This window comes from Lyngbya sp. CCY1209, from assembly GCF_055795065.1.
The window spans coordinates 1-23,526 of the sequence record NZ_JAYFER010000458.1 but is presented as its reverse complement, the minus strand read 5'-3'; the positions used below and the strand labels follow the sequence as shown (position 1 = coordinate 23,526).

At 53.8% G+C, this 23,526-nt stretch carries 15 protein-coding genes; 9 read left to right on the top strand and 6 right to left on the bottom strand.

Translation table 11 applies throughout. From position 1 onward, the window contains the following. Nucleotides 1-165: 165 nt before the first annotated feature. The 5 genes from AC0QHF_RS14575 to AC0QHF_RS14555 all read left to right on the top strand — a co-directional run bounded on the left by AC0QHF_RS14575 (nt 166) and on the right by AC0QHF_RS14555 (nt 9,427). Entirely contained in the window at nt 166-2,538 is a 2,373-nt protein-coding gene (locus AC0QHF_RS14575) for an ATP-dependent helicase (RefSeq protein WP_324704951.1), read from the top strand. Between the two features lie 190 nt (nt 2,539-2,728). Further along, nucleotides 2,729-3,955 (top strand): branched-chain amino acid ABC transporter substrate-binding protein, encoded by a 1,227-nt coding sequence (locus AC0QHF_RS14570; RefSeq protein WP_324704950.1) that lies wholly within the window; start codon nt 2,729-2,731, stop codon nt 3,953-3,955. 80 nt (nt 3,956-4,035) lie between these two features. Then, a complete protein-coding gene (locus tag AC0QHF_RS14565) occupies nt 4,036-6,726 on the top strand; it encodes an ATP-binding protein (RefSeq protein ID WP_324704952.1) in 2,691 nt (896 codons plus the stop codon). Beyond that, on the top strand, nt 6,719-8,071 hold the full coding sequence (locus AC0QHF_RS14560) for a hybrid sensor histidine kinase/response regulator (protein ID WP_324704949.1): 1,353 nt from the start codon (nt 6,719-6,721) through the stop codon (nt 8,069-8,071). Before AC0QHF_RS14565 ends, AC0QHF_RS14560 begins: the two co-directional genes overlap by 8 nt. A 129-nt stretch (nt 8,072-8,200) precedes the next feature. Continuing rightward, on the top strand, nt 8,201-9,427 hold the full coding sequence (locus AC0QHF_RS14555; RefSeq protein WP_324704948.1) for a DUF4336 domain-containing protein: 1,227 nt from the start codon (nt 8,201-8,203) through the stop codon (nt 9,425-9,427). 251 nt (nt 9,428-9,678) lie between these two features. Here AC0QHF_RS14555 and AC0QHF_RS14550 read toward each other — a convergent pair whose 3' ends face one another. The 5 genes from AC0QHF_RS14550 to AC0QHF_RS14530 all read right to left on the bottom strand — a co-directional run bounded on the left by AC0QHF_RS14550 (nt 9,679) and on the right by AC0QHF_RS14530 (nt 16,845). Next, on the bottom strand, nt 9,679-10,971 hold the full coding sequence (locus AC0QHF_RS14550) for a hypothetical protein (RefSeq protein WP_324704947.1): 1,293 nt from the start codon (nt 10,969-10,971) through the stop codon (nt 9,679-9,681). A gap of 6 nt (nt 10,972-10,977) precedes the next feature. Next, complete coding sequence (locus tag AC0QHF_RS14545) at nt 10,978-12,468, bottom strand: MBOAT family O-acyltransferase (RefSeq protein WP_324704946.1); 1,491 nt, start codon at nt 12,466-12,468, stop codon at nt 10,978-10,980. A 96-nt stretch (nt 12,469-12,564) separates the two neighbouring features. Next, nucleotides 12,565-14,931, bottom strand: a complete 2,367-nt coding sequence (locus AC0QHF_RS14540; protein WP_324704945.1) for a WD40/YVTN/BNR-like repeat-containing protein — start codon at nt 14,929-14,931, stop codon at nt 12,565-12,567. A 24-nt stretch (nt 14,932-14,955) separates the two neighbouring features. Next, nucleotides 14,956-15,873 carry a sulfotransferase gene (locus AC0QHF_RS14535; protein WP_324704944.1) on the bottom strand — a complete coding sequence of 306 codons (918 nt, stop codon included), beginning with the start codon at nt 15,871-15,873 and terminating at the stop codon, nt 14,956-14,958. 18 nt (nt 15,874-15,891) lie between these two features. Beyond that, nucleotides 15,892-16,845: a hypothetical protein gene (locus tag AC0QHF_RS14530; RefSeq protein WP_324704943.1), complete on the bottom strand. Its 954-nt coding sequence runs from the start codon at nt 16,843-16,845 to the stop codon at nt 15,892-15,894. 734 nt (nt 16,846-17,579) lie between these two features. On the opposite strand from AC0QHF_RS14530, the gene AC0QHF_RS14525 reads away from it, so the two are divergent. From AC0QHF_RS14525 to cysK, 4 genes are all read left to right on the top strand, one after another. Beyond that, complete coding sequence (locus tag AC0QHF_RS14525) at nt 17,580-18,398, top strand: MBL fold metallo-hydrolase (protein ID WP_324704942.1); 819 nt, start codon at nt 17,580-17,582, stop codon at nt 18,396-18,398. A gap of 121 nt (nt 18,399-18,519) precedes the next feature. Next, entirely contained in the window at nt 18,520-18,873 is a 354-nt protein-coding gene (locus AC0QHF_RS14520; protein WP_324704941.1) for a hypothetical protein, read from the top strand. Nucleotides 18,874-19,080: 207 nt separating this feature from the next. After that, entirely contained in the window at nt 19,081-21,714 is a 2,634-nt protein-coding gene (locus AC0QHF_RS14515; RefSeq protein WP_324704940.1) for an AAA-type ATPase lid domain-containing protein, read from the top strand. A 61-nt stretch (nt 21,715-21,775) separates the two neighbouring features. After that, on the top strand, nt 21,776-22,729 hold the full coding sequence (gene cysK / locus AC0QHF_RS14510; RefSeq protein ID WP_324704939.1) for a cysteine synthase A: 954 nt from the start codon (nt 21,776-21,778) through the stop codon (nt 22,727-22,729). Between the two features lie 177 nt (nt 22,730-22,906). On the opposite strand, the gene AC0QHF_RS14505 is transcribed toward cysK, so the two are convergent. After that, nucleotides 22,907-23,290, bottom strand: a complete 384-nt coding sequence (locus tag AC0QHF_RS14505; RefSeq protein WP_324704938.1) for a Na-translocating system protein MpsC family protein — start codon at nt 23,288-23,290, stop codon at nt 22,907-22,909. Nucleotides 23,291-23,526 lie beyond the last annotated feature (236 nt).

Sequence of the window (23,526 nt, the reverse complement as noted above, 5' to 3'; positions counted from 1 at the left end):
ATGAGGCAAAATTCCCAACGGAGCATCGGGCATCTTGCCTGTGGATTCAGATCCGATCGCCTCATTTAAGATGAAACAGTCCACTACTAATTTAGAGGGGATAAATGCCCCGATTTCCGCTTAAAACTTGACAAGAAATCGAAAATCCGCTAAAGTGTAGCGCAAATGCTAAATTGGGCGAAGCGTGTGACCGACGATCGCAAACCCCCATTCAACCCTTCCCCCGATGCACCCCCCGACCCGAGCGAACGGCGCCGGAATATCGCCCAGCAAATCCGCGCCCGGTTGCGTCCCGGACAGGATCGGATGGCGGACTGGGTTGCCGGTCCCCTAGCCGTTTCCGCCGTGCCCGGCGCCGGGAAATCCACCGGCATGGCCGCGGCGGCAGCCCTGGCGATCGCACGACACCAACTCAACCCCGGGCGCCAACTCGTCGTCGTCACCTTCACCCGTTCCGCCGCGGGCAATATCCGCGCCAAAATTCGCCAAGATCTCCTCAAACTCGCCCTGCCCCCCGTCGGCTTCGTCGTCCACACCCTGCACGGACTCGCCCTCTACATCGCCACCAGCCATCGAGAACTTTCGGGGTTGGACCTGGAAAACTCCACCCTCGCCCTGCCCTCCCCCAGCCACCGCCTGATCCGCACCTGCGTCGAACAGTGGATCGGCAAAAATCCCCGCGCCTATCAACGCCTGATAGAAGGGCGGCAATTCGACGGGGAAGAAACCGAACGATTGCGACGGCGATCGGTGTTGCGGACGGAGGTGTTGCCGGACTTGGCTTGGAAAACCGTTCAGGAAGCCAAAAGTTCCGGTTTCACCCCCGAAATGTTGCGGGAATTGGGCGATCGCATTCCCGACGATTACGATATCCTAAACGTGGCGGCGGGATTGTACGAAAACTATCAAATTCTGCTGCAACAACAGCAACTCATCGACTACGACGAAATGATTCTCGGCGCCCTGCGGGTGCTGGAAAATGACGCCGTGCGCCAGAGTTGGCAGCAACGGGTTTTTGCAGTGTTTGAAGATGAAGCCCAGGACTCCACGCCACTGCAAAGCCGACTGCTGGAAATTTTAGCCTGTGAACCGGGTGGAAATATAACCGATTTACAAGGTTTAAATTTGGTGCGCGTCGGCGATCCCAACCAGGCGATCAACTCCACATTTACCCCCGCCGATCCGATCTATTTCCGGCAATTTTGCGAAACCTGCGACGACTTTGGGCGGCTGGCGACGATGGATCGGGCGGGGCGCAGCAGTGCTATTATTATCGATGCTGCGAACTTCGTTTTGAGGTGGGTGAATGATTCCCAATTGGCGGGGAAGGAACAGCCGTTTCGGGAACAGGCGATCCGCCCCGTGGACGCAAACGATCCCCAAGTCGATGCCAATCCCCCCGCCGTCGGACGGGGTTTGGAACTGTACCGCCCCCACGATATATATCACACCGTCACATTGATTGCAAAACGGGTAATCGAGCTTTACGAACAGCATCCCGAGGGTAAATTCGCCATTCTGGTGCGGGAAAATCGCCAGGGTGAATTTATCGCCAATGCGCTGCAAAATCCGAAGGAATATAATTTAGAAATAAATTGGGGAAAACATTCGATATCGATTTACGATGCGTCCACCAGTGCCCGACAATCCCACATCCCCAAAGAATTGCTGCGGTTGCTGCAATTTATCGATCGCCCCCACTCCCCCGACTATCTCAAAGCGACGTTAAAAGTATTGAGCGATCGCAACCGCATCCCCAACCAGGATTTTAACGCCCTCGCCGCCCAACCGGAACAATTTCTCTACCCCGGGCCCCTCGATCCCCCCCAGTCGGACGCCGTTCGCCGCTGTCGCCAACTGTGTTGCAGCCTCCTGCAAGCCCGTTTTGAACTGCCGCCCTACCAACTGATTTCCTTCCTCGCCCTTTCTTTGCAATACGAAAAAAGCGAACTCGCCACCGCCGACAAACTCGCCGCCAGAATCGCCCAGCAGTGCGGCGGAAATCAGAGCTTACCGGGCATTTTAAATGTTTTGGATGAAATTGTCAGTTCGGAACGGTTTGAACCCGTAGAAGCGGACGAAGAGGGGCGATCGGACGAGAGTATTTTCACCCGTCCCGGGCAATTAACAATTGTCACGATGCACAAAGCAAAAGGCTTGGATTGGGATTACGTTTTTCTTCCCTTTTTGCACGAAGGAATCCTGCCCGGAACCCTGCGAGTCCTTCCCCAGACGCGATTTTTGGGGGAATTTACCCTGTCCGAAGTTGCCCGCGCCCAAATTCGCGCCAACTTGCACGATCGCCGTCCCCTCCCCGACGTGGCGACGGCTTGGGAAAAGGCGGGACACCTGAAAACCGCCGAAGAATATCGACTGTTATATGTGGCGATGACCCGGGCAAAACGGCTATTATGGATGTCGGCATCCGCCTTAGCTCCTTACTCCTGGCAGCGCCCGGACAGCTTGCAGGAACAGCGCCCCTGTCCGATTTTGGCACCGTTGAAAAAGCGGTTTCCTGAGAGTTTTGTTTTCCTGTAGAAAGGGGAGAAATAGGGGAGGGCGAATGCCAGCGAGCCCCTACATTTCACGGGGAAATGTTAAATTAGATCAGTATCTCGGTATTTCCCAACTCGGCATCAGGGAGCATCGATCGCCCTCGGGACTGTCGCCCAATGAAAAACTCCGCCGAATTGAGCCTGTTATTATGTTCAAACTCAGGTTTCCTCTGTTGCCAGTATTAATCGGAATTGTCGCGCTGTTGAATGGCTGCGAACCGTCGAGTCAGCCCTTTGAATGCACGGACGCGATCGGTTGCGTCACCATCCCCCCCGGAGAACCGATCAAAATCGGCGTTCTCCAGACCCTCAGTGGCGGTTCCGCCCCCGGCGGCACGGATCAAACCCGCACCATTCAATTGGTTGTAGAGCAGCGCGATCATACATTACTCGATCGCCCCATTATTTTGCAAGTGGAAGACGACCGCTGTTCACCGGAGGGGGGGGCGAACGGTGCCCTGAGAATTGTCGCCGACCCCCAGGCGATCGCCATTTTGGGGACCAACTGTTCCGGCGCCGCCGTCACCGCCGGCAAAATCATGTCGGAAGCGGGACTGGTGATGATCTCGAGCGCCAACACCGCCCCCTCCCTGACCGCCATAGGTCAGATCCGAGGTCAGGACTGGCAAGCGGGCTATTTTCGAGTGATTTATAACGACGCAACGACCGGGAAAGTCGCCGCCGAATTTGCTCGCTGGGTACTCGGAATTGATGCCGTGGCAACCCTTGATATGGACAATCTATACTCCCGAAGTCTGACCCAAATTTTTCACCAAGCCTTCACCAATATCGGCGGTAAAATTGCCTTTTCCGGGACGATTAATCCGGAAGATTTAGACTTGAAACCCGCCCTAAAATCCGTCTTTAATTCTTCAGCAAAATTATTATTTTTTCCCTTTGGAGAGCCGGAGAAAAGCCTGCTATTAATGCGGCAGGCAAAATCTATGATCGACTCGGAAGGGGGAGAAAATATGATGTTTTTGGGGGGTGAATCATTGATGTCGGAACAATTTATTCGGCAGGCGGGAAGCGACGGAATTGGCACTTATATAGCCGGCCCCGCTTTAGTGTCCAGCCCCGAAATCGAAGCCCTCGAATCCGCCTACCAATCCAAATATAAAGAACCGCCCCTCACCACCCTCTACAGTTTTGCCAGCGACGCGACAAATTTGCTTTTGGATACCATCGCTGATGTCGCGATCGCTGAACCCGACGGAACCCTCCACATCGGGCGTCAGAAACTGCGAGAAGCCCTCTATTCGACCGAAAACTTTCCGGGACTCACCGGTCATCTCACCTGCGACCAATTTGGCGATTGTGGTGCGATCGAATTCAACATTTACCGCCTCGACGATCCGAAAGCGGGGGTGAAGGGGTTGAGTCGAAATATCGTTTATTAAATCAGGGTATAGGATGTGCTGAACAGTTTAAATTCGCTTGACGAGCCTCAGACCTCTTACAATTGGAACGAAAAAATTTGATGAAATATCCGCTCAAAAAAATTCATAAACGCTGGAAAAATATCAGCATAACCACCAAGTTTACCAGTGCATTTGCAGTGTTGCTATTGTTGATGATGTTGCTGGGCATTACCGGCTACATTTCCCTGGTAATCGTGCGACGCAAAACGGAATCCGCCATTGTGGTCAGCAGCGAAATTCAACGGCTGGTTTTAGAAATGGATCGCGGACTACAGGCAGCCCGGGTACACCAGCGAGATTTTTTCCTGCGATATCCGGAAATCGGATTCGCAGAGGCCCGGGACACCTACGCCAAAAATGCGGTCAAACATATTGCGGAAGTCATCACCTTCAGTTATGAATTAAAAAAAATAACTTCTAAGTCCGAATTCGGCCAAAATTTTCAGGCAAAGCAATCCGATATCAACCTATTTTTATCGTCGGCAAAGCGCTATTCAAATACATTTTTAGAATCCGTGGAACTGGTGACAACTCTCGCCGCCGAAGAAACGGGACTGGTAGCAAAAATCAACCAGGTTTCCTCGTCCCTACGGGAACAGTTGGAGGGAAAGGAAGACGAGTTAACCGACCTCTACTTGCAAATGGAGTTCTATGAAAAAGACTATTTGGTGACGAAGCAACGGCCATTCATGCAGTCCGGTTTCAATGTCGCCTCCCAACTTCGCCAAGAAATTGAGACGAGCCAGACCCTGAGTTTGGAAGACAAAGAAAAGGCTTTTAAAAGCTTGCAAAATTATCGCGAACTGGCGACTCAAATGCTCCAGATAGATGCGGAGATCCGGCGGCGGTTTCGGGACTTTGAATTGCAGGCCGAATCCATCGATCCGATCGCGGCGGAGTTAGTGACGTTGGCGGGGGAGGAAGTGGAACGAGCCCGCCGAGAAATTCAGCACACCAGCCAACTGGCAGCGACCATTTTGGGGGCGACGATTTTCGCGGGACTGCTCCTGGCCGCCGCGATCGCAAAACTGTTAAATGATAGTCTCACGACCAACATTGTCAAATTGACCCGGGTGGCGGGAGATTTGCAAGCCGGAAGTTTGCAGGGACGGGCAAAAATCGACAGCGGAGACGAGTTAGGTTTGCTGGCCGAAAGTTTCAACGCGATGGCCGATCGCATCCGGTCGTTAGTGGAAAATTTAGAACAGCAGGTAGCAGAACGGACGGAAGCTTTGGTGCTCTCGAACGAACAGTTAAAACAGGAAGTTCGCGATCGCAAAACCGCCCAGGAAGAGGCCCAGCGATCGCGGGAAATTGCGGAATCCGCCAACCAAGCCAAAAGCGAATTTCTCGCCAATATGAGCCACGAATTGCGGACGCCCTTGAACGGCATCCTCGGCTACACTCAAATTTTATTGCGCGATCGCGACCTAGCCCCCAAACGGCGGGACGGAGTGCAAATCATCCACGACTGTGGCTCCCACCTCCTCACCTTAATTAACGACATCTTAGACCTGAGTAAAATTGAAGCCAGAAAATTAGAATTGTCTCCCAAACCCTTCCACCTGCAAACCTTTTTAATGGGGGTGGTGGAAATTTGCCGCATCCGCGCCGAACAAAAAGAAATCGCCTTCACCCACCGCGATGTCACGCCCCTCCCCACGGCAATTATCGGCGACGAAAAACGCCTGCGCCAGGTGTTGATCAATCTGATCGGAAATGCCATCAAATTTACCGACTCCGGCGGCGTGACGCTGAACGTGGAAGCCTCGGATAATCTCGACCCCGATTCCCAAATGGTGACGCTGCGCTTCCAAGTTCAAGATACCGGCATCGGCATGACCCCCGAACAACTCGATCGCATTTTTCAGCCCTTTGAACAGGTAGGGGACAGCAACCGCATGGCCGAGGGGACGGGGTTGGGCCTAGCCATCGCCCGCAAAATCGTGCAGATGATGGGCTCGGAGGTGTCCGTCGAAAGTCAACCCGGACGGGGGAGCTCGTTTCAATTCGCCGTCGCCCTCCCCGTCGCCACCACCTGGACTCTCGGCCCGGTTTCCCCCACCCGACGGGCGATCGTCGGCTACCGGGGGCCGCGGCGGAGTATCCTGATCGTGGACGACCGCTGGGAAAATCGCTCCGTCGTCGGCAATTTACTCGCCCCCCTAGGATTCGAGGTCCGGGAAGCCGAAAACGGTCAAAGCGGCTTGAAACGGGCCGTGGAAACTCCCCCGGATCTGATTATCACCGATTTGGTGATGCCGGTGATGGACGGCTTTGAAATGGCCCGGCGGCTGCGGCGCCTGCCCGAGTTCGGACGGGTTCCGATTTTCGCCTCTTCGGCCAGCGTTTTCAACATGAACCGCCAAAAAAGCGAGGAATCCGGCTGCGATGCCTTCATTCCCAAACCCGTCCACGCCGAGGAATTGTTCGAGAAAATCGGAGATTGTCTTAGCTTAGAATGGATCTACGAGGAGCGATCGGAATCCGCCGACCTGGAGCCTCCGGCGACAGAATCGGTTGTGGATGATTGGACTCGGGTTCCCTTACCCGCCGAGGAGTTGGCGACTCTCCAAGATGCCGCCGCCATTGGCGATGTCGAAAATATCGAGCGATCGGCAACTCGCCTGAAACAGTTGTCGCCCGAATTGGCCGCTCTCGGCGATCGCCTACTGCAACTCGCCCAAGAATTCGACATGGAAGAAATTCAAATTTTGGTCAACCAATATTCAGAGCATCTCGATGAATAATGAACGGCAAGCTCAGATCCTGATCGTCGATGACACGCCCACCAACATCAAAGTTCTGTTCAACTTGCTCAAGGAGTCCGGCTTCAAAGTGCTGGTGGCGAACTCCGGCGAAGCGGCCCTCTCCAACCTGGAGAAGGCGACGCCGGATCTGATTTTGCTCGACATTCAAATGCCCGGAATCGACGGCTTTGAAACCTGCCGACGCCTGAAAGATAATCCCGCGACGCGGGAGATTCCGGTGATTTTTATGACGGCGTTTTCCGATGTCGAACACAAAGTCAAAGGCTTGGAATTGGGAGCCGTCGATTACATCACCAAACCCTTTCAACACGAGGAGGTTTTAGCCCGAGTAAAAGTCCATTTAAAAATACGCCAACTCACCCAAAACTTGGCAGAAAAAAATGCGGAACTGCAACAGTTGACCCACAGCCTCGAACACCGAGTCGAAGAGCGGACCGCCAATCTCCAACGAACCCTCGAAGAGTTGCAGCGGACTCAAGATCAGTTGGTCAACCACGAAAAAATGTCAGCCCTGGGACAGTTAATCGCCGGGGTCGCCCACGAAATCAACAACCCGATCAATTTTATTTCCGGCAATCTCAAATACGCGGAAGACTACATCCAAGATTTGCTCGACCTGTTGTCACTGTACCAGAAAAAAAATCCGCAACCGGACTCAGAAATTGCGGATAAAATCGATGAAATAGACCTGGATTATTTGTTGGCAGATCTGCCCCAACTGATCTCTTCCATGAAAGAGGGAACCCGTCGGATTTCTCAAATTAGCACCTCTCTCCGAACTTTTTCCCGGTCGGACACGGATGCCCAGGTCGAATTCGACATCCACGACGGCATCGACAGCACCCTGCTGATTTTAAAACACCGCCTCAAAGGCAACGATCGCCGTCCCGCAATTCAAGTTATCAAAAACTACGGAAACTTACCCGAAATCCACTGTTATCCCGGACAATTAAACCAAGTGTTCATGAACCTCCTCAGTAACGCGATCGACGCCCTAGAAGAATCCAACCAGGGACTCTCAAAAGCGGAAATAGAAGCCGAACCCAACCAAATCGCGATCGCCACCTCCCTCGACCCCTCAAACCCAATCGCGATCATTTCCATCCGCGACAACGGCCCCGGCATCGCCGAACCGATCCGCGCCAAAATCTTCGATCGCCTCTTCACCACCAAATCCGTCGGCGTCGGCACCGGTTTAGGACTCTCCCTCTCCCGCCAAATTATCGAAGAAAAACATCGCGGAAAAATCCTCTGCAATTCCCAACCCGGTTCAGGCGCCGAATTCCTCATTCAAATTCCGATCAACCAGTGCGGAAAAACCTGACAACTCTCAATCCATCCCCAACCCATCATCTGCGAAAATCTGCGAAATCTGCGGATAAAAATCCGATTTCCTGCCCCCCATCCCCCATTCTCTGATAATCTAAAATAATAGAGATCAACCCATCGATCCGTGCAGAATCCGTTCCAACCATCCGATCGCGCCCTCAACCCTTCCGATTGGCGCTGGCCCTGGTGGCCCCTCGTCCCCCTGTACCCCTTCGGCCAACGGCGGACGATCCGCCGGGAAGTCGTCCCCGATCGCGTCTGGAGCTTCGAGCAAGTTCAGGGTATCCTCTACGTTACCGTCCCCATCCGCATGACGGTGATCCGCATGGACACGGGCGGACTACTGGTTTACGCCCCCGTCGCACCCACCCGCGAGTGCATCCGCCTGGTGGGCGAGTTAGTCGCCCAACACGGCGACATCCGCTATATCATCCTCCCCACCGTTTCCGGCCTCGAACACAAGGTTTTCGTCGCCCCCTTCGCCCGCCAATTTCCCAAAGCTGAGATTTTCGTCGCCCCGGACCAGTGGAGTTACCCCTTCAAACTGCCGCTGAGTTGGCTGGGTTTGCCGAAAAAACGCACCCACATCCTGCCCCGGGACGGTTCCGAAACCCCCTTTTCGCGGGAATTCAGCTACGCCATTTTAGGTCCGATTGATTTGGGACTCGGCCCCTTCGAGGAAGTCGCCTTTTTCCACTGGCGATCGCAAACATTATTAGTCACAGATACCATCGTTTCCGTCCCCGAAAATCCCCCCGAAATCGTCGATCTCGACCCCTATCCCCTGCTATTCCACGCCCGCGATCGCGGCGATGAAATCATTGAAGATACCCCCGCCACCCGCCAAAAAGGATGGCAGCGAATTTCCCTTTTCGCCTTTTATTTCCAACCCAGCGCCCTGGAAGCGGTGGCACTCAAACAGGCCCTCAGAGATGCCTTAAAAGCCCGCGATCGCTCCCGAAAAGCCTATTTTGGTTTATTTCCCTTCCAGTGGAAACCGGGCTGGAAACAGGCCTTCGACGCCCTGCGGCGGGGCGGAAATATCTTCGTCGCCCCCATACTCCAAACCCTGATTTTGAACCGGGCGCCCAAAGAAACCCTGGAATGGGCCGATCGCGTCGCCCGGTGGAATTTTCAACGGATCATCCCCTGCCACTTCGACGCCCCCGTAGAAGCCACCCCCGAGGAATTTCGGCGGGCGTTCGACTTCCTCAAAGCCGACGAAACCTCCCAAATGGGCTACCTGGGCAGTCCCGCCCACCCCCTGCCGGAGGCGGATTTTACCCTGCTGCGGGACTTAGAAGAACGCCTGAACAAACGGGGCATCACCCCGCCGCGAAAGACCTTATAGGAACTTTGCATCGGATCCCGGGTGCGGGGGGTGGCCAGGGAATCTAAAATCCGGGCGCCGGGCCTTGCGCCCCTACCACAATGATCGACTCCCCTATCTTTGCCCGTTCCCAGCTATCAGCAACCCCGTCTGTTCTCGGGACAAAAAAAATCAAGGCGATCGCGACTATTGACGTCCCCGAAAATCTGTGATACCGTTCGGCTCATATTACAAACTTGGGGCTTCCAACTGGGCAGCAAGGACGGTCTTAGTTATTCGGCATTTTTGTCGGCGTGAGAATCCGGCCGACGTCGTTCCGCCTCGGCGGCGATCGTTTCAATTTCCTTCACATCTTCCCCGTGCGTCTCTCGATAGCGTTGCCGGTTCCGGCGAATTTTCGCCAAATGTTCTTCGATATTATCAGCCGTCAACAACACCCCAAAGTCCCCGGGAAGATCCCGTCCCGTCTCCCGATAGTCGAAGACCCGATCCAACACCAAATCCCCCAACTCTTTGCTGAAGTGAGAGGATTCGTAGTACCATTTCATCGAGGTCGTTTGGTCTTCTGGGGCCGGAACTGCCTCCGTCGTCAGGCTGGTGTAACCGCTGAAATCCCAAATCGGAAACGGGGGGCGATCGTGGCGCCGCGCCTCTTGCTCGTTGATCTCGACCAACTGGCGTTTCCACATTTCAAACTCGTCCCACAAGTTGAGGGAGGCAATGAGTTCTAGTTGGCGGGCGTGGCAGGGGTTGATCGATAAAATTAAATCCACTTCATCCCGATAAGCCGTACTCAGCAGCCGGCGATAATACTGCCAATTTGACTCGCCCGTTTCCGGATTGACGAAGTCATATTTATACCGGGGAGCCGGCAGGTAGAGCGTATTGGCAAATAAACTTTCGTTCGCCAAAAAAGCCTTGCGATGCCCCCCTTTTTTTAAAATTCGTTGGGGTTTATCTTGCCAACTCCGCTGACCATTCGGTAAGTAAGGCGTATGAATGGAACTCGGATCTTGGACGCGAAACGTTCTGAGGCTGGCCTTCCAGGCGTCGTTGGAGAGAAGTACCGGAAAAAAATCGCCGCGCAGCGTCCACAAATTCCGCCGGCCCGCCAAGGATACCGCCAGCCGATCTTCGCTAAAATCGGGTTTATTTTCTCGATAAATATTGAAGACGAAAAAATCGAGTCCCAGGACAGATTGTCGGACGGGCCGGGTGGCGTGGGTATGTTGAAAGTAACGTAAAATCTCGTACATATTGGCCGCCGACAACCCCAAGTTGTAGCGGGGGCGGACTTGAGAATTCCAGCCGGGATGCTCCGTATCGTAAGCCTGTTCCGCCCGGGACGAACCCAAAATCACTCCCCCGGGTGCCAAGCGGGCGGCGATCGCGGCTTTCCCCAGGCGGAGATGTTCGCTGAAGTCCGGCTTCAGGGTATTAAACCCTTCGATTTGTATCGCTCCGAAAATACCAAAGGGATCGACGATCCAGTTGAAAGAAGCGAAACAAATGCACAAAAATAAAAAGTACGAAAACCAGAGTTTCAGATACAGTTTAGATTTCATGATGATTTAAAACTGAAAATACAGAAATTCGCTGACCTGGGAGAGTCGAGTCAGACACAGTAAATTGAGGGCAGCCGTGAACAGCGCCCAACCGTAGGCGGGCCGCCAACGCAGTTGTTTCAAGAAGCGCCGGTCGGAGTCAATTTTGTAGGTTTCCAGGGCGGGGTTGTAATCGCGGAGCAGTTCCTGGGTATTGGGCAAAAACCAAACGATGATCAAAAGCATCGCAAAAAATTTCTTGGGGAAAATAAATCCGTCTTCGGATAAACTGAAGCCGTTGAATCCGAGCATGGACCCGGACATGGCGATCGCGCCGTCCAAGCTCTCGGCTCGGAAGAAAACCCAGGCCAAAACGACAGCGGCAAAGGTCACGAGCCGCGCCATTCCGCTCCCCCACCAGGTAGACTTTTTCAGATCGTGTCCGAGGCCGCGGCGGAAATTTTGCCAACCATGATTGACCGTCAGGTAAACGCCGTGCAGGCCGCCCCAAATCACGAACGTCCATCCGGCGCCGTGCCAAAGTCCCCCCAACAGCATGGTGATCGTCAAATTCAGATATCGCCGGACATTGCCGTGGCGGGAACCCCCCAGCGGGATGTATAAATAATCCCGCAAAAAACGGGAAAGGGTCATGTGCCAGCGCCGCCAAAAATCGATGATGTTGACCGATTTATAAGGGGAGTAAAAGTTGAGGGGCAGTTGAATGCCGAACATTCGGGCGATACCGATGGCCATGTCGGCGTACCCGGAAAAGTCAAAATAGAGTTGAAACGTGTAGGCCAAAGCCCCCATCCAGGCGACCAATAGAGTCAGGTTTTCGCCCTGTGCCGCCGCCGCAAAAACCGGGTTTCCATAGGCCGCGATGCCGTCCGCCAGGACGACCTTTTTAAACAAACCGATGGAAAAAATCGTGATTCCGACCGACAGATTGTCCGATTTGATCCGATAAATTTCCGGGCGCTTAAATTGGGGCAGGATCTCTTGGTAGTGGACGATCGGTCCGGCGATGAGTTGGGGAAAAAACGTGACAAACAGACAGTAATGAAAAAAGTTGGTCGGGGCGACCTCTCCCTTGTAGGCATCCACCAGGTAGGCGATCTGCTGGAACGTAAAGAAAGAAATTGCCAGGGGCAGGACGATTTGACCCAACTGAAAATTCGTGCCGCCGATGGCGTTGATATTTTCGACGAAAAAGTTGGCATACTTGAAGTAGCCGATCGCGGCCAGGTTGAGGGCAATCCCAAAAATCAACAGCCCCTTTTTTCGGAAAGGACGCTCCCAACTGCCGCCGAGTTTGACACCCAGAAAATAGTTGATGCCGACAGACGAGAGGATTAAGATCAGATATTTGGGATTCCAATATCCGTAGAAAAACAGGGAGGCAAAAACCAACCACGCGATCGCGAACAATCCGCCCTTCCAACGGGCGACTAGAAAAAATCCGATCAGAGTGACGGGCAGAAACAGGAAGATAAATTCGGGGGAATTAAATAGCATGATTGGAATCAACCTCGGTCGGCTGTTATTTGGGCGAAATCAACGGGATGGCTGCGAGGTTCATCGTCGTCTCTGAAGGAGATTGTGGGCGCGACATTACAGAAATTTTTTGATCGATAGAACAGCCAACAAAAAGACAAAAAATGCACTCCCCATCTGGAGTTGTACTTTATTCAAAGGCAACCGTTTCTCCAGTCCAGTTTTGCCAGCCATAAAATAAGTCAACAGGGCGACGGCGGCGGCGGCCAGGAGTTTCAATAAGTTGTCGCCGTGGACGTAGAGGGCCAGACTCAAAAATGTGAACGGATCGTAGTCGCCGACTTCGTAGGTCGGCACGATCGCCGTTTCCCAGGTTTCGCCGCCATCCACCGATTTAAACACCTTTCCCCCCGGGGAACCGAAGCCATAGATGGTGCGATCGACGGCGTAAGAGGGCGAGAATTTGATCGGCACGGAGGCGGAGGGTACGTTGTCAATTCGGGCTAAATACACCGCCTCATCGATGGGAGTGAAGCTGTCGCCGTCATCGACAGTTTTGAACGTTCCCCTTCCCCTTACGGTCGTCAAAAATGTGCGATCGCTCCCGTAGTCGGGCGACAGCGCGACGGCCTCTATATAGCTATTTGCTCCCCCCGGTAATCCGGCAATTGGGGTCCAACTTTGACCGCCGTCGGCGGTTTTAAACAAACCCCGGTTCGTCCCCGAAATCAGGGTTTGATCGACTTGATAGTTGGGCGAAATTGCCAACTCCAGCCAGCGCCTCTCGGTGGAGTCAGCGCGGTCGGTCATCTCCCGCCACGATTCGCCCCCATCGACACTCTTGAATACTCCCTCGCTCCCCGATGCGTAAAGCGTCCGGTCCGAGGCAAAATTGGGGGAGATGACAAAAGCGGTCAATCGAGAATCTAAATTGTGTAAAATCGAGAAGCTGCCCCCCGCGTCGGTTGACCGGTATATCGTCCCCTGATTGGTGGCCAGGTACAGGGTGCGATCGCCCGCAAAGTTGGGAGAGACGGCAATCATCGTCCCCCGGACAAATTTGCCGGGAACTCCTTGTAATCGGACAATTTCCCAACTCTCGCCGCCATCGCCCGACCGACCCAAAAAATCTCGCAAAAAACCCAAAAACACGGTGTTGTCTGACCGATAGTCGGACGAAAATGCGATGTCAAAGTACCGGCGCGGGTCGTCGATCGGTTCTTGAAAATTGCGGGTAAAGCGGGGCACTTCCAACCCTTTTTTCATCGGCCGCCAAGTCGCGCCGCCATCGGGGCTGATGTGGGCTTTTCCCACATAGTCGGCGACGGCGATCGTCCCATCTTCTTGATAGTCCGGCGAGACGGCGAGGCCGACAACCAACCGGCTCGACAGGGCGTCCAATTCTCGCCACACTTGGCCCCCATCTGGGGATTTAAATATCCCGTTGAACCCCGCCAAAAAGATCGTTCCATCCCGGTCAAAGGTATCGGAAAATTCCAAATCGTTGAAATGGGGTTTGTCAAATTGAGGTTCATCTGCCTGCTCGCTTTTGGTCAACCCCCGGCTCGACTTTTGCCACCGATTTCCACCATCTTCGGAGTAAAAGATGCCCTCATCCCAGGTGGCGGCCCACAGGGTAAAATCCGGGGAACCGTCGGAGGCGATCGCTAGATCTCTGACGGAGCGATCGGACAGACCCCGGTTCACCTTAGAGAAAGAAACCCCGCCGTCTTCGGTTTTTAAAATCCCCTCATTTTCGGTGCCGATCCAAAAGGTATTGTCGGCGGCAAAATTGGGGGAAAACGCCGCGGCATTAATCGCCCCACCCCCCTCCAATTCAAATTGTTTTTGCCAAGTTTCACCTCCGTCTTGAGACAGGTAGATGCTGCCCCGATTGTCCCCGGCAACCACCGGATTGGTCGCCGCAGCCGAAAAGCCGACGACCGTCACTTTGCCGGCATCTTCGAGAACTGAATACCATCGCTTTCCACCATCTTTCGTTTTATAAAGTCCTTTCTCCTCGCCGGCGGCAAAGACCAGATTGGGAGCCTGTGGAGAGCTGGCCAGTAAATCGATACTCAGATTGTCCAAACCTTCGTTCACCTGGGTCCACGAAAGGCCCCGATCGGGGGATTTATATATGCCATTACCCAAAGAGGACACGAAGACCGTTTGGGGATCTTTTGAAGATATCGAAATCGAAAATAAATTGGCTCGGTTATTCAATCCTTTCCACACCCGCTCCCAAGTCTCCCCCGCATCCGTTGACTTGAGCAAGTTCCCTCTCACTGTAATGAATAAAGTTCGATCTTCACCGTAGTTGGGGGAGAGTTCGACGTGGTAGGTGTCGTCGTGGGGCCGATGGGCGCGGGCCCCGTCGGTATCGAACCAGAAAACGGTGAGACAGAACAGCAACAGACAACAAAGAATCCGGCCGAGAGACCCGAATTTTTTGGGGAGAAATTGAACAATTTTTGGCATCATTTTTTTTTGACTTTTACATCGGTCTTAACTTCCGCACAGGGAGTCAACCGTGCTGCAATAGTGAGATAAAGTAGCCCCACATCGCTCGAAAGACTCCCGACCCTTTTTTTCTGCGTCTTCAGAAAGTTGCGTTTCCAGGGGTCTTGGGGTTCTCACAATACGGCCGGCGTTGATATTTCCTTGATGATCTCCCACGTGCCGCATCCCGGTGGTTTTAAGCAGTTGATAGTCCTCGGAAAAACCACCCCCGATTTCTAAAAATTTCTGCAACGCTTCAAAAACCAAATCGGTCTGTTTGATCATCTGATGATAGGTGATCAATAAACTGCGCTTTTTGCTGTCAATCAGTCGGGCATACTGTTCCAACATGGACAATCGTCCCGCGTAATAGTTGAGGATTTGTTCTTCGTTGAGATGGGGTTTAAGTGAGGCGATACTGGCTAAACTTCTTCGGGGTTCTCTCAACAAAAAAATACTGTACAAGTTGTCCGACAAGAGAAATTCATCGTCCGCAAATTTGTTGTTGTGTAAAACCTTATCTAAGATGTATTTTTGATTCATGCTCAAGTTTTTTATATCTCGGAGAGTCCGGAACTCTTGAGCTTCCCAATAGACTTTTAACATCAAACGCTTGAAGTCGATTTCCGAAGTATATTGGATGTGGGTTTCACCGTAGCCAATGATGTCGGGGTTGGAGTTGAGAATGTGAGTCAATAAGGAAGAGCCGGAGCGCATATGGCTCAGGATAAAAAGGATGCGACAGGGTCGGCTTCGACCGACCAGATAGTAGGGATTCTCGGTGGTATCAATTCTAAAATTTTGATATTTTTGAATGATTTCATTTTTTACCAGCCGAATTGATGGGCGTATTTCCATCGAGTTTACCTTCACCTTTTCGATATTTTGCGATCGCATTTCCCAATGAACCCATGTTGATGACATTTTTTTGCCGATATCGAATCAACAGTTGATCGCTTCTTCGGCATTTAGCCATTCGGACCATTCATTTAACAGCACATCATAGGAACCCGCCTGACCCGGGGGATATTCCCCCTGCTCGATGAAGTTAATCAGATTTGGCAGCGCCTTCAGATAATCATAATTATGTTTGGGGGGGTGCAACGTCCAGGCGTCGGTCGAGGATAAATCCGCCCGGATAAAATTCGCACTTTTTAGCCGGTGATTCGTCATCACCTCGAACGATTCGAGTGCCCCTTGAATGGGTTCGACTTGGGGCCGCAACTGACGCTCAACTTTGGCAAATGATGATTGAAAGGGCGGGGGAAGATGTCTCGACAGCATCGGGTAATATTTCCACATCAAGGGGATGGGAGCCAGTCGGGCAAAGCGCTGCTTGTTGACCAAATAGGTCCTCATGCTAAACGTTTGGTGGCCGTAAAAGCCTTCTTCTTGGCTCGCATTGGCCAGGTGCAAGGGTAGACCTTCCGGCAGCGGCGGACCGCAAAAGGGGCGGATTGTCACAATTTTAGGATGGGATTCCATCAACCGGACGGCCGAATTAATCCAGTCGCCATCGGCTTTTTGGTGCAGGAGCATATCCGCATCAAAATGTAGGTAATAATCGGTGGCAGATGCTTCGATACAGTACAGCGAGGCATAAACGGTCGAACCTTTCCAATTGTGCGTGTGGTCGAGCATCCGTTGTGCCGGCTCCACACCGAAATACTTTTGATAGACGTTTTGAATTTGAGTCGAATCGTAATCGATCTTGACGATTCTGTCGATGACTCCCCGGTCAACCAGGGTTTGGCACGCCGCCTCCAGTTCTTGTTGAGTTCCCACCCGATATCGACCGGGCATAAATCCGCTCAGGGGAGCCGTGTCCATCGCCAAAACACGCTCGGCAAAGGGATGGCGACAACTGCGGATCAAATGGGGGATTGTCTGTAGCATATAAGAGACATCCGTCCGAGCGACAAGTATCCACAGTGAAACGGGAATATTCATCCTAATTTTCCTCAAATCTTTTGGTTTTGCAGTCGATCACACTCCTTGGGTTTCGGTCGGGAAGAAGCCGACTCCCGCTCCAACGATGACTCTCAATTTCTGGTGGCTGTTGTGCGATCGCGATCGGGTTGATTTCGGAATTGGATTCGTCGTTCCCCCCCCCGCTCATTTGCCGTGTTTCCCTGACGAATTCGGCTCCCTTGTGGATTCTAGCCCAGCTCTCCTGTTGGTGTCAATATAGGAACCGCAAGAAGACTCGGCATCTTCCCACATTCCTAAATTTAAAGGTCGTGGGACGTTGACCTCGAGCTGATAGCTGATAGCCGATTACTGAGAGCTTGGGTTGATTCGCCATTTGGCTATTTTGGGGCGCTCCAACGACGACTGACTCCCCCCGTCCCCCCCATCCCATCAGATGCTCCGCGCCGACTCTCTCCCTTTTTTCGCTCCGCTTAAACGGCAAATTTGAGGGGGATTTGGGATTCGGAGCGATCGCCTTTTTCAACTGCCAAATTGGCCGGGGGCGGGGACAGATGGGAAAAAATCTTGATTAGTTGAGTATCTAGTGATAGAGTTGACATGGGTGTGCGACGGCTTCCCGCCGGGGGAGCCGGATCGGCGGTGGGGCTTGGCTAATCCGTCCGTTCGCCGTAAAATGTTGACAAGGAGACGATCGCACCATGATCGAGCAACTGACGATAACCGTTCTCGTCGAAAACACAGCAGGGGCGAGGGGACTGCTGGGGGAGCACGGGCTGTCTTTTTGGATCGAGGCGGACGGCTACAACCTTCTGTTCGACACCGGACAGGGCTACGCGCTGCGCCACAACGCCCGAGAACTGGGAATCAACTTGCGGGACTCGGACGCCATCGCCCTCAGCCACGGTCATTATGACCACGCGGGGGGCTTGCCGTGCGTATTTGAAGAAACCCAAAATGCGGTTTTATTCCTGCACCCGGACGCGATCGCACCCAAATACAGTCCCCGGGGGGCGATCGGTTCGCCGATTCAGGACAAACAAACCCTTGAAGCCAACACGCAGCGGATCGTGTGGACCGAAACCCCCACAGAAATCATCCCGGGGCTGTGGCTCACCGGACCCATTCCCCGCCGCCACCCCTCAGAAGACACGGGGGGGGACTTTTGGCAAGATGGGAACCACCACTTGATTGATCGCCTCCCCGACGATCAAGCCCTGTTCGCGGAAACGCCCGAGGGATTGGTGGTGGTTTTAGGTTGCGCCCACGCCGGCACGATCAACACCCTCGATTATATTTCCCAAATCACCGGGAAGCAAAAAATACACGCCGTTTTGGGGGGGATGCACCTGCTGCGGGCGAACCGCGATCGCCTCGAAGCCACCGTCGCCGCCCTAAAACGCTACGACGTGCAACTGATCGGCGCCAACCACTGTACCGGACTCAACGCGATCGCACACTTGTGGCGTCTCGGACGCAGCATCGACTGCCGGGTAGGGACCCGATTGCAATTTAATTAGGGTGTGGGGTGTGCTCGGTGGGGTGTGGGGAAAGTTAACAGTAAAAAATTGTAAATTTTCTCTCTATTCCCCATCTGATTTAATTCGATCGTTCACCATAAAATTTACAGGAGTTAATGCCATGACGATTCACCCGCTGACACGCAATTTGGAAACCGACGAAATCACCGTCATGAGTCACGTCACCAGTACCACGGTAGTGGGCAATAAAATTTCCAAACTCGAAGCCGAACCGGGGGACGCTTCCACCTCCAACATTCACCTCAACTTTGAAGTACGGGGCAAAGATGACCAACCCTGCGTCCTCGCCCACGCCGAAGAATTGGGCATGATTCTGAATCCCAAAGATGCCCTGGAACTGGGGTTAATTTTGGTAGCGATGGGAATAGAACAGAACACCGAAGCCGAAGTCCAAGCCGTCCAAAAACGCCTCGCCGAAGCAATCGCCCAACTGCACCCCCAGGCGGTAAAGTAGAAGGGAATAGGGAGTCGGGACTCGGTATTAGGGAATCGGCGACGGGGGTAAGAAGTGGAGGGCAGGCGCGGAGGCACTGCCCCTACTACCCGTTCTGAATGTTCCCACACTCAAAATCCTCTCCCCAATCGCCCAGATTTCCACAGATCACCCTTCCATTAAATCTGTGCAATCTGCGTAATCTGCGGATCATCCCACGCCCTCAAAATGACACTGCAAATTTCTCCCAAACACCCCGAACCCGATCGCCAGGAGATCGAAGACTGCATCACCTGGCTAAGTTTCCATCGGATTTGGGGAAAACTCGAGTCCGAGACGATCGCGGCGATCGCGGAGTCCCTACGACTGTTGCGAGTGGAACCCGACGCCACCATCTACGAACAAGACGCCAACCCCCTGGGATTGTACCTGCTCAAGTGGGGGACGGTGGAAATTTACCGGGCATCCCCGGTGGGCAAAACCCACATTATTTATCGCAACGCCGGGGAACTGTTCGGGCACATCTCCCTCGGGGCGGGGGGGGAAGCGGAAAGCTACCGATCCGGAGCCGCAGCCATCGCCCGCAGCGAAATTTGGTTTTTGCCCCGCGATCGCTTCGAGGAACTCAAAACCGAGCATCCCGAAATTAACGGCGCGATCAATACCCTTTTAGCCCAGGATTTGGTGAAATTTTCCCGGCGTCTAGCCCAGGAACAGGCCCGCATCCAGGGATTGCAACCCTACGTCCGCCCCGTTCCCGTCGGAGAAACAATTATCGGCGAGAGTAAATCCGCCCGGAAACTCGCCCAACAGGTGCAACAGGCAGCCGCGGATCTCAAACCCGTGTTTTTGCACGCGCCGCCGGGAAGCGGGAAAACCTTCCTAGCCGGGATTATCCACGCCGGGTCTGGCCTCAAAGATCGCCCCTTCGCCGAAATCGACTGCGCCCAACTGCCCCGGGACGGGGCGGGAGCGGTGAATACGGATATTTTATTCGGGCGCTACGACGGGCGACAGGGGGCGATCGCACTGCTGGAACGGGGCACCCTGGTCATCGATAATATCCAACTGCTGACTCGGGGCGATCGCGATCGTCTCGCCCACTACCTCAAAACCGGGAACGCCATCCCCAACGCCCCGGTGGAAATTCAGCAGCAAGTCATGGAGCGCGCGCCCCAACCCTTCTCGGTGCGGCTGATCCTCGCGAGTCCCGGCAAACTCTCAATTTCCGGTATCGACGCCCACACGATCAAACTGTTCTCCCTCCCCCAGCGGAAAGCCGACATCTCCGCCTTCGCCCGCCATTTCCTGGACCAATTCTGCCGGGAACGGGGGCGGGCCCCCCTGCAACTGGACCAGGCCGACTTGCGACGCCTGCTGAGTTACGACTATCCCGGTAATATCACCGAATTGGAGGGCATTCTCAAACGGGCCGCAGCCATGACGCCGGAGGGGCACTCAGTGATTCCCGAACAGGTGCTCTGGTCCGTAGAGTCCAAAAAGAACGCCTTCCGGGTGGACTTGCTCAACCAAATTCCCGGGTTGCGGCGATTTCTGCTGAGTGACTGGTGGCCGGAGCGCTTCTGGTGGCCGATGATGATAATATTTGTCCCCGTCACCATCATGGGGTTGGTCGGCCCCCAAACCCGGGATTCTAATATCGCCCTGAACCTGTTTTGGGCCTGGTGGTGGCCGTTTTACCTGCTGCTGTTTCCCGTGGTGGGCCGCCTGTGGTGCGCGGTTTGCCCGTTTATGATCGTCGGGGAGTGGGTGCGGAAACTGTCCCTGTGGATTTGGCCGCGGGAGTTGTTGCCCTGGCCGAATAAATGGTTGAACAAGTGGGGCGCCTGGGTGCTGTGGGCGGGGTTCGTCGCCATTTACCTCTGGGAAAAATTGTGGGACCTGCCCCATACGGCTTACCTGTCGGCTTGGCTGCTGTTGATTATTACGGCGGGGGCGGTGATTTGTAGCGTCATCTACGAACGGCGCCTGTGGTGTCGCCACCTGTGTCCCATCGGCGGGATGAACGGGATGTTCGCCAAGTTGGCGATGGTGGAATTGCGATCGACCCCGCAGGTCTGCGGGACTCAGTGCAATACCTTTGGCTGCTACCGGGGCAGCGATGCGACGCCGGTGAATTTTCCCGACGCCCTGCCCACGGAGGGACAGGCGACGGGGGGATGTCCGCTGTATTCCCACCCGGCCCAGTTGCCGGACAACCGGGACTGTATGTTTTGCATGACCTGTATCAAGGCCTGTCCGAACCGGTCGGGGCAGTTGAATTTCCGGTTTCCGGCGGCGGATATTTGGGAGGGACACCGGGGATTTTGGGCGGAAATTGCCCTGCTGCTGTTGCTGTTCGGGGGGGTGTTCATGCACCGGTCGGAGGCGATTTTGGGGTGGTTTGGTTGGGGGGATCTGGCGATCGATTCCGACCATTTGGCGATCGCGATTCCCGTGGTCAGCGTCCTGTTATCAATCCCCCTGATCCTCACCTATTCCGCCCACCGAATCGCCCGATTTTTCGACCCGGAAATGCCGGATTACAAAACGGTAATTTACGCCTATCTGCCGATGGTGCTGGCGGGGAATCTCGCCTATTATTTGCCCTCGGCGATGACCGAGGCGGGTCGGATTCTGCCCGTCGCCGCCCGCACGTTCGGCTTCGGCGGGGACGGGTGGTTTACCCTGACCTGGAGTTTGGACGTGGCGCAGTTTCTCCAGGGCGTGACGCTCTTATCAATTTTGGCATTCAGCCTCTTTCCCCTGTTGAAAATTACCCGCCGTCCTTGGATGAAAAATCTTCCCCATATTGTTTTGATGGTGGGGTTTGTTGCCGTCTGGTTTATCCTGTTAATCTGAGTACGAGTAGCGCCGGCATCTTGCCTGCAAAAATCATTTTAAAACCATTTAAAAGAAAGCCATGAAAATTTACGATAATATTACCGAAGCGATCGGCAGGACTCCCTTAGTCCAATTGCGAAACCTGCCGAAACGCTACAATTGCGAAGCGGAAATACTGCTAAAATTGGAAGGTTTAAACCCCGCCCGTTCAATCAAAGATCGGATCGCGGGGAGTATGATCCAAGAAGCAGAAAAAGCCCAATTAATCCAACCCGGTGTTTCCACGATTATCGAGGCGACTTCGGGCAATACCGGCATCGGACTGGCAATGGTGTGTGCGGCGAGGGGTTATCAACTGATTTTGACCATGCCGGACAATATGAGTCGGGAAAGGATGGAACTGCTGAAAGCTTACGGGGCGGAAGTTGTCACCACTCCGGCTAAATTAGATATGGCGGGCGCGATCGCCCGGGCCAACGACCTCCTCGCCAGCATTTCCAATTCCTTTTCCCCCCAACAATTCAGCAACCCCGCCAACCCGAAAATTCACTACCAAACCACCGGCCCGGAAATTTGGGCGGACACAGAGGGGAAGGTCGATATTTTGGTCGTCGGTGTGGGAACCGGCGGCACTTTGACGGGGGCGGGTTACTATTTGAAACGGCAAAAACCGGAGTTGAAAATTATCGCCGTGGAACCGGAAAAGAGTGCGGTGTTGAGCGGCGAAAATCGCGCCATCCACGATATCCAGGGCATCGGTGCGGGTTTCATTCCCGACATTTTGCGGGTGGATTTGATCGATGAAATTGTCCGGGTGAGCGAGGAAACCGCCTACGAAATGGGGCGGCATCTGGCGGCCGAAGAGGGGATTCTGAGCGGGATTTCGACGGGGGCGGTGGTTTCCGCGGCGCTGTCGGTGGGGGCGCGTCCGGAGTGCCGCGATCGCGCGATCGTCGCCATCCAAGCCAGCGGCGGGGAGCGGTATTTGAGTACGAAAATGTTTGAGCCTCAAGCGGTGGTGGCGGTCAAATAGGGGCGAATCAGGGGGTGGAGTGTAGGGAAAATGAAAAATGAAAAATGAAAAATTCCCCATTCCCCTTACCTATTGCCTATTGCCTATTGCTAGCTTGCCTATTCCCCATTCCCCATTCCCCATTCCCCATTCCCTATTCCCCATTCCCCATTCCCAATTCCTCCCCATCTGGGCTGTTCACGAAGAGGCTTTGGGGCGCAACTGGGGGGCGGATTCCAACACAAAAATCATGCCCGACCTTCCCGTATCCAACTCGGTATCCATCAAGACATCCAGGACTTTTATACTCAACTCATTTTGAATCAATTGCTTCAATTGGGGTTGAATAGCCTCATCCAATTTAGAGCGAATCTCTCGGGATAAATCTTTTTGTCCCGAGTTTTTGAGTAAATTTTCGGGCTGAGTGAGACTTTCTTCAACAACGATGCAGATCCGGTCATTGGAGATATCACAGTCGATTTTTTGAGGTTGGTGGCCGAGTTCCTGACGGTACAGCTTTTGAATGTCTTGAGACAACTTTCTCTCCATTTGTCCCCGTGTCAGATTGCGACTTTCTGTCATGCCGAAAACTCCCAAACTTTGGATAGATTGAATTCCCGAAATTTGCCCATTATTGCAGTAGCCGTCAAGGTTTGGACGGGCCGAAGGGCTGAACCCATCCGCGATCGGCAATAATCTTTCAGTATAGCCGTCCTCAGCCCTGTTTCTCCCGCCTTTTGCGATATAGCAACGAGCGCTCACGTGGTTACAGTTGAAATGGGGTCAGAAATTTTCAAACCCTTATAGAAAAGCCGTTT

Excerpts from the sequence above, each read along its gene's own strand:
- AC0QHF_RS14515 (WP_324704940.1), top strand. The coding sequence starts at position 19,081 with ATGACACTGCAAATTTCTCCCAAACACCCCGAACCCGATCGCCAGGAG.
- AC0QHF_RS14550 (WP_324704947.1), bottom strand. The coding sequence starts at position 10,971 with ATGAAATCTAAACTGTATCTGAAACTCTGGTTTTCGTACTTTTTATTT.
- AC0QHF_RS14520 (WP_324704941.1), top strand. The coding sequence starts at position 18,520 with ATGACGATTCACCCGCTGACACGCAATTTGGAAACCGACGAAATCACC.
- AC0QHF_RS14540 (WP_324704945.1), bottom strand. The coding sequence starts at position 14,931 with ATGATGCCAAAAATTGTTCAATTTCTCCCCAAAAAATTCGGGTCTCTC.
- AC0QHF_RS14530 (WP_324704943.1), bottom strand. The coding sequence starts at position 16,845 with ATGCTACAGACAATCCCCCATTTGATCCGCAGTTGTCGCCATCCCTTT.
- AC0QHF_RS14545 (WP_324704946.1), bottom strand. The coding sequence starts at position 12,468 with ATGCTATTTAATTCCCCCGAATTTATCTTCCTGTTTCTGCCCGTCACT.
- AC0QHF_RS14505 (WP_324704938.1), bottom strand. The coding sequence starts at position 23,290 with ATGACAGAAAGTCGCAATCTGACACGGGGACAAATGGAGAGAAAGTTG.
- cysK (WP_324704939.1), top strand. The coding sequence starts at position 21,776 with ATGAAAATTTACGATAATATTACCGAAGCGATCGGCAGGACTCCCTTA.
- AC0QHF_RS14565 (WP_324704952.1), top strand. The coding sequence starts at position 4,036 with ATGAAATATCCGCTCAAAAAAATTCATAAACGCTGGAAAAATATCAGC.
- AC0QHF_RS14560 (WP_324704949.1), top strand. The coding sequence starts at position 6,719 with ATGAATAATGAACGGCAAGCTCAGATCCTGATCGTCGATGACACGCCC.
- AC0QHF_RS14575 (WP_324704951.1), top strand. The coding sequence starts at position 166 with ATGCTAAATTGGGCGAAGCGTGTGACCGACGATCGCAAACCCCCATTC.
- AC0QHF_RS14525 (WP_324704942.1), top strand. The coding sequence starts at position 17,580 with ATGATCGAGCAACTGACGATAACCGTTCTCGTCGAAAACACAGCAGGG.
- AC0QHF_RS14535 (WP_324704944.1), bottom strand. The coding sequence starts at position 15,873 with ATGTCATCAACATGGGTTCATTGGGAAATGCGATCGCAAAATATCGAA.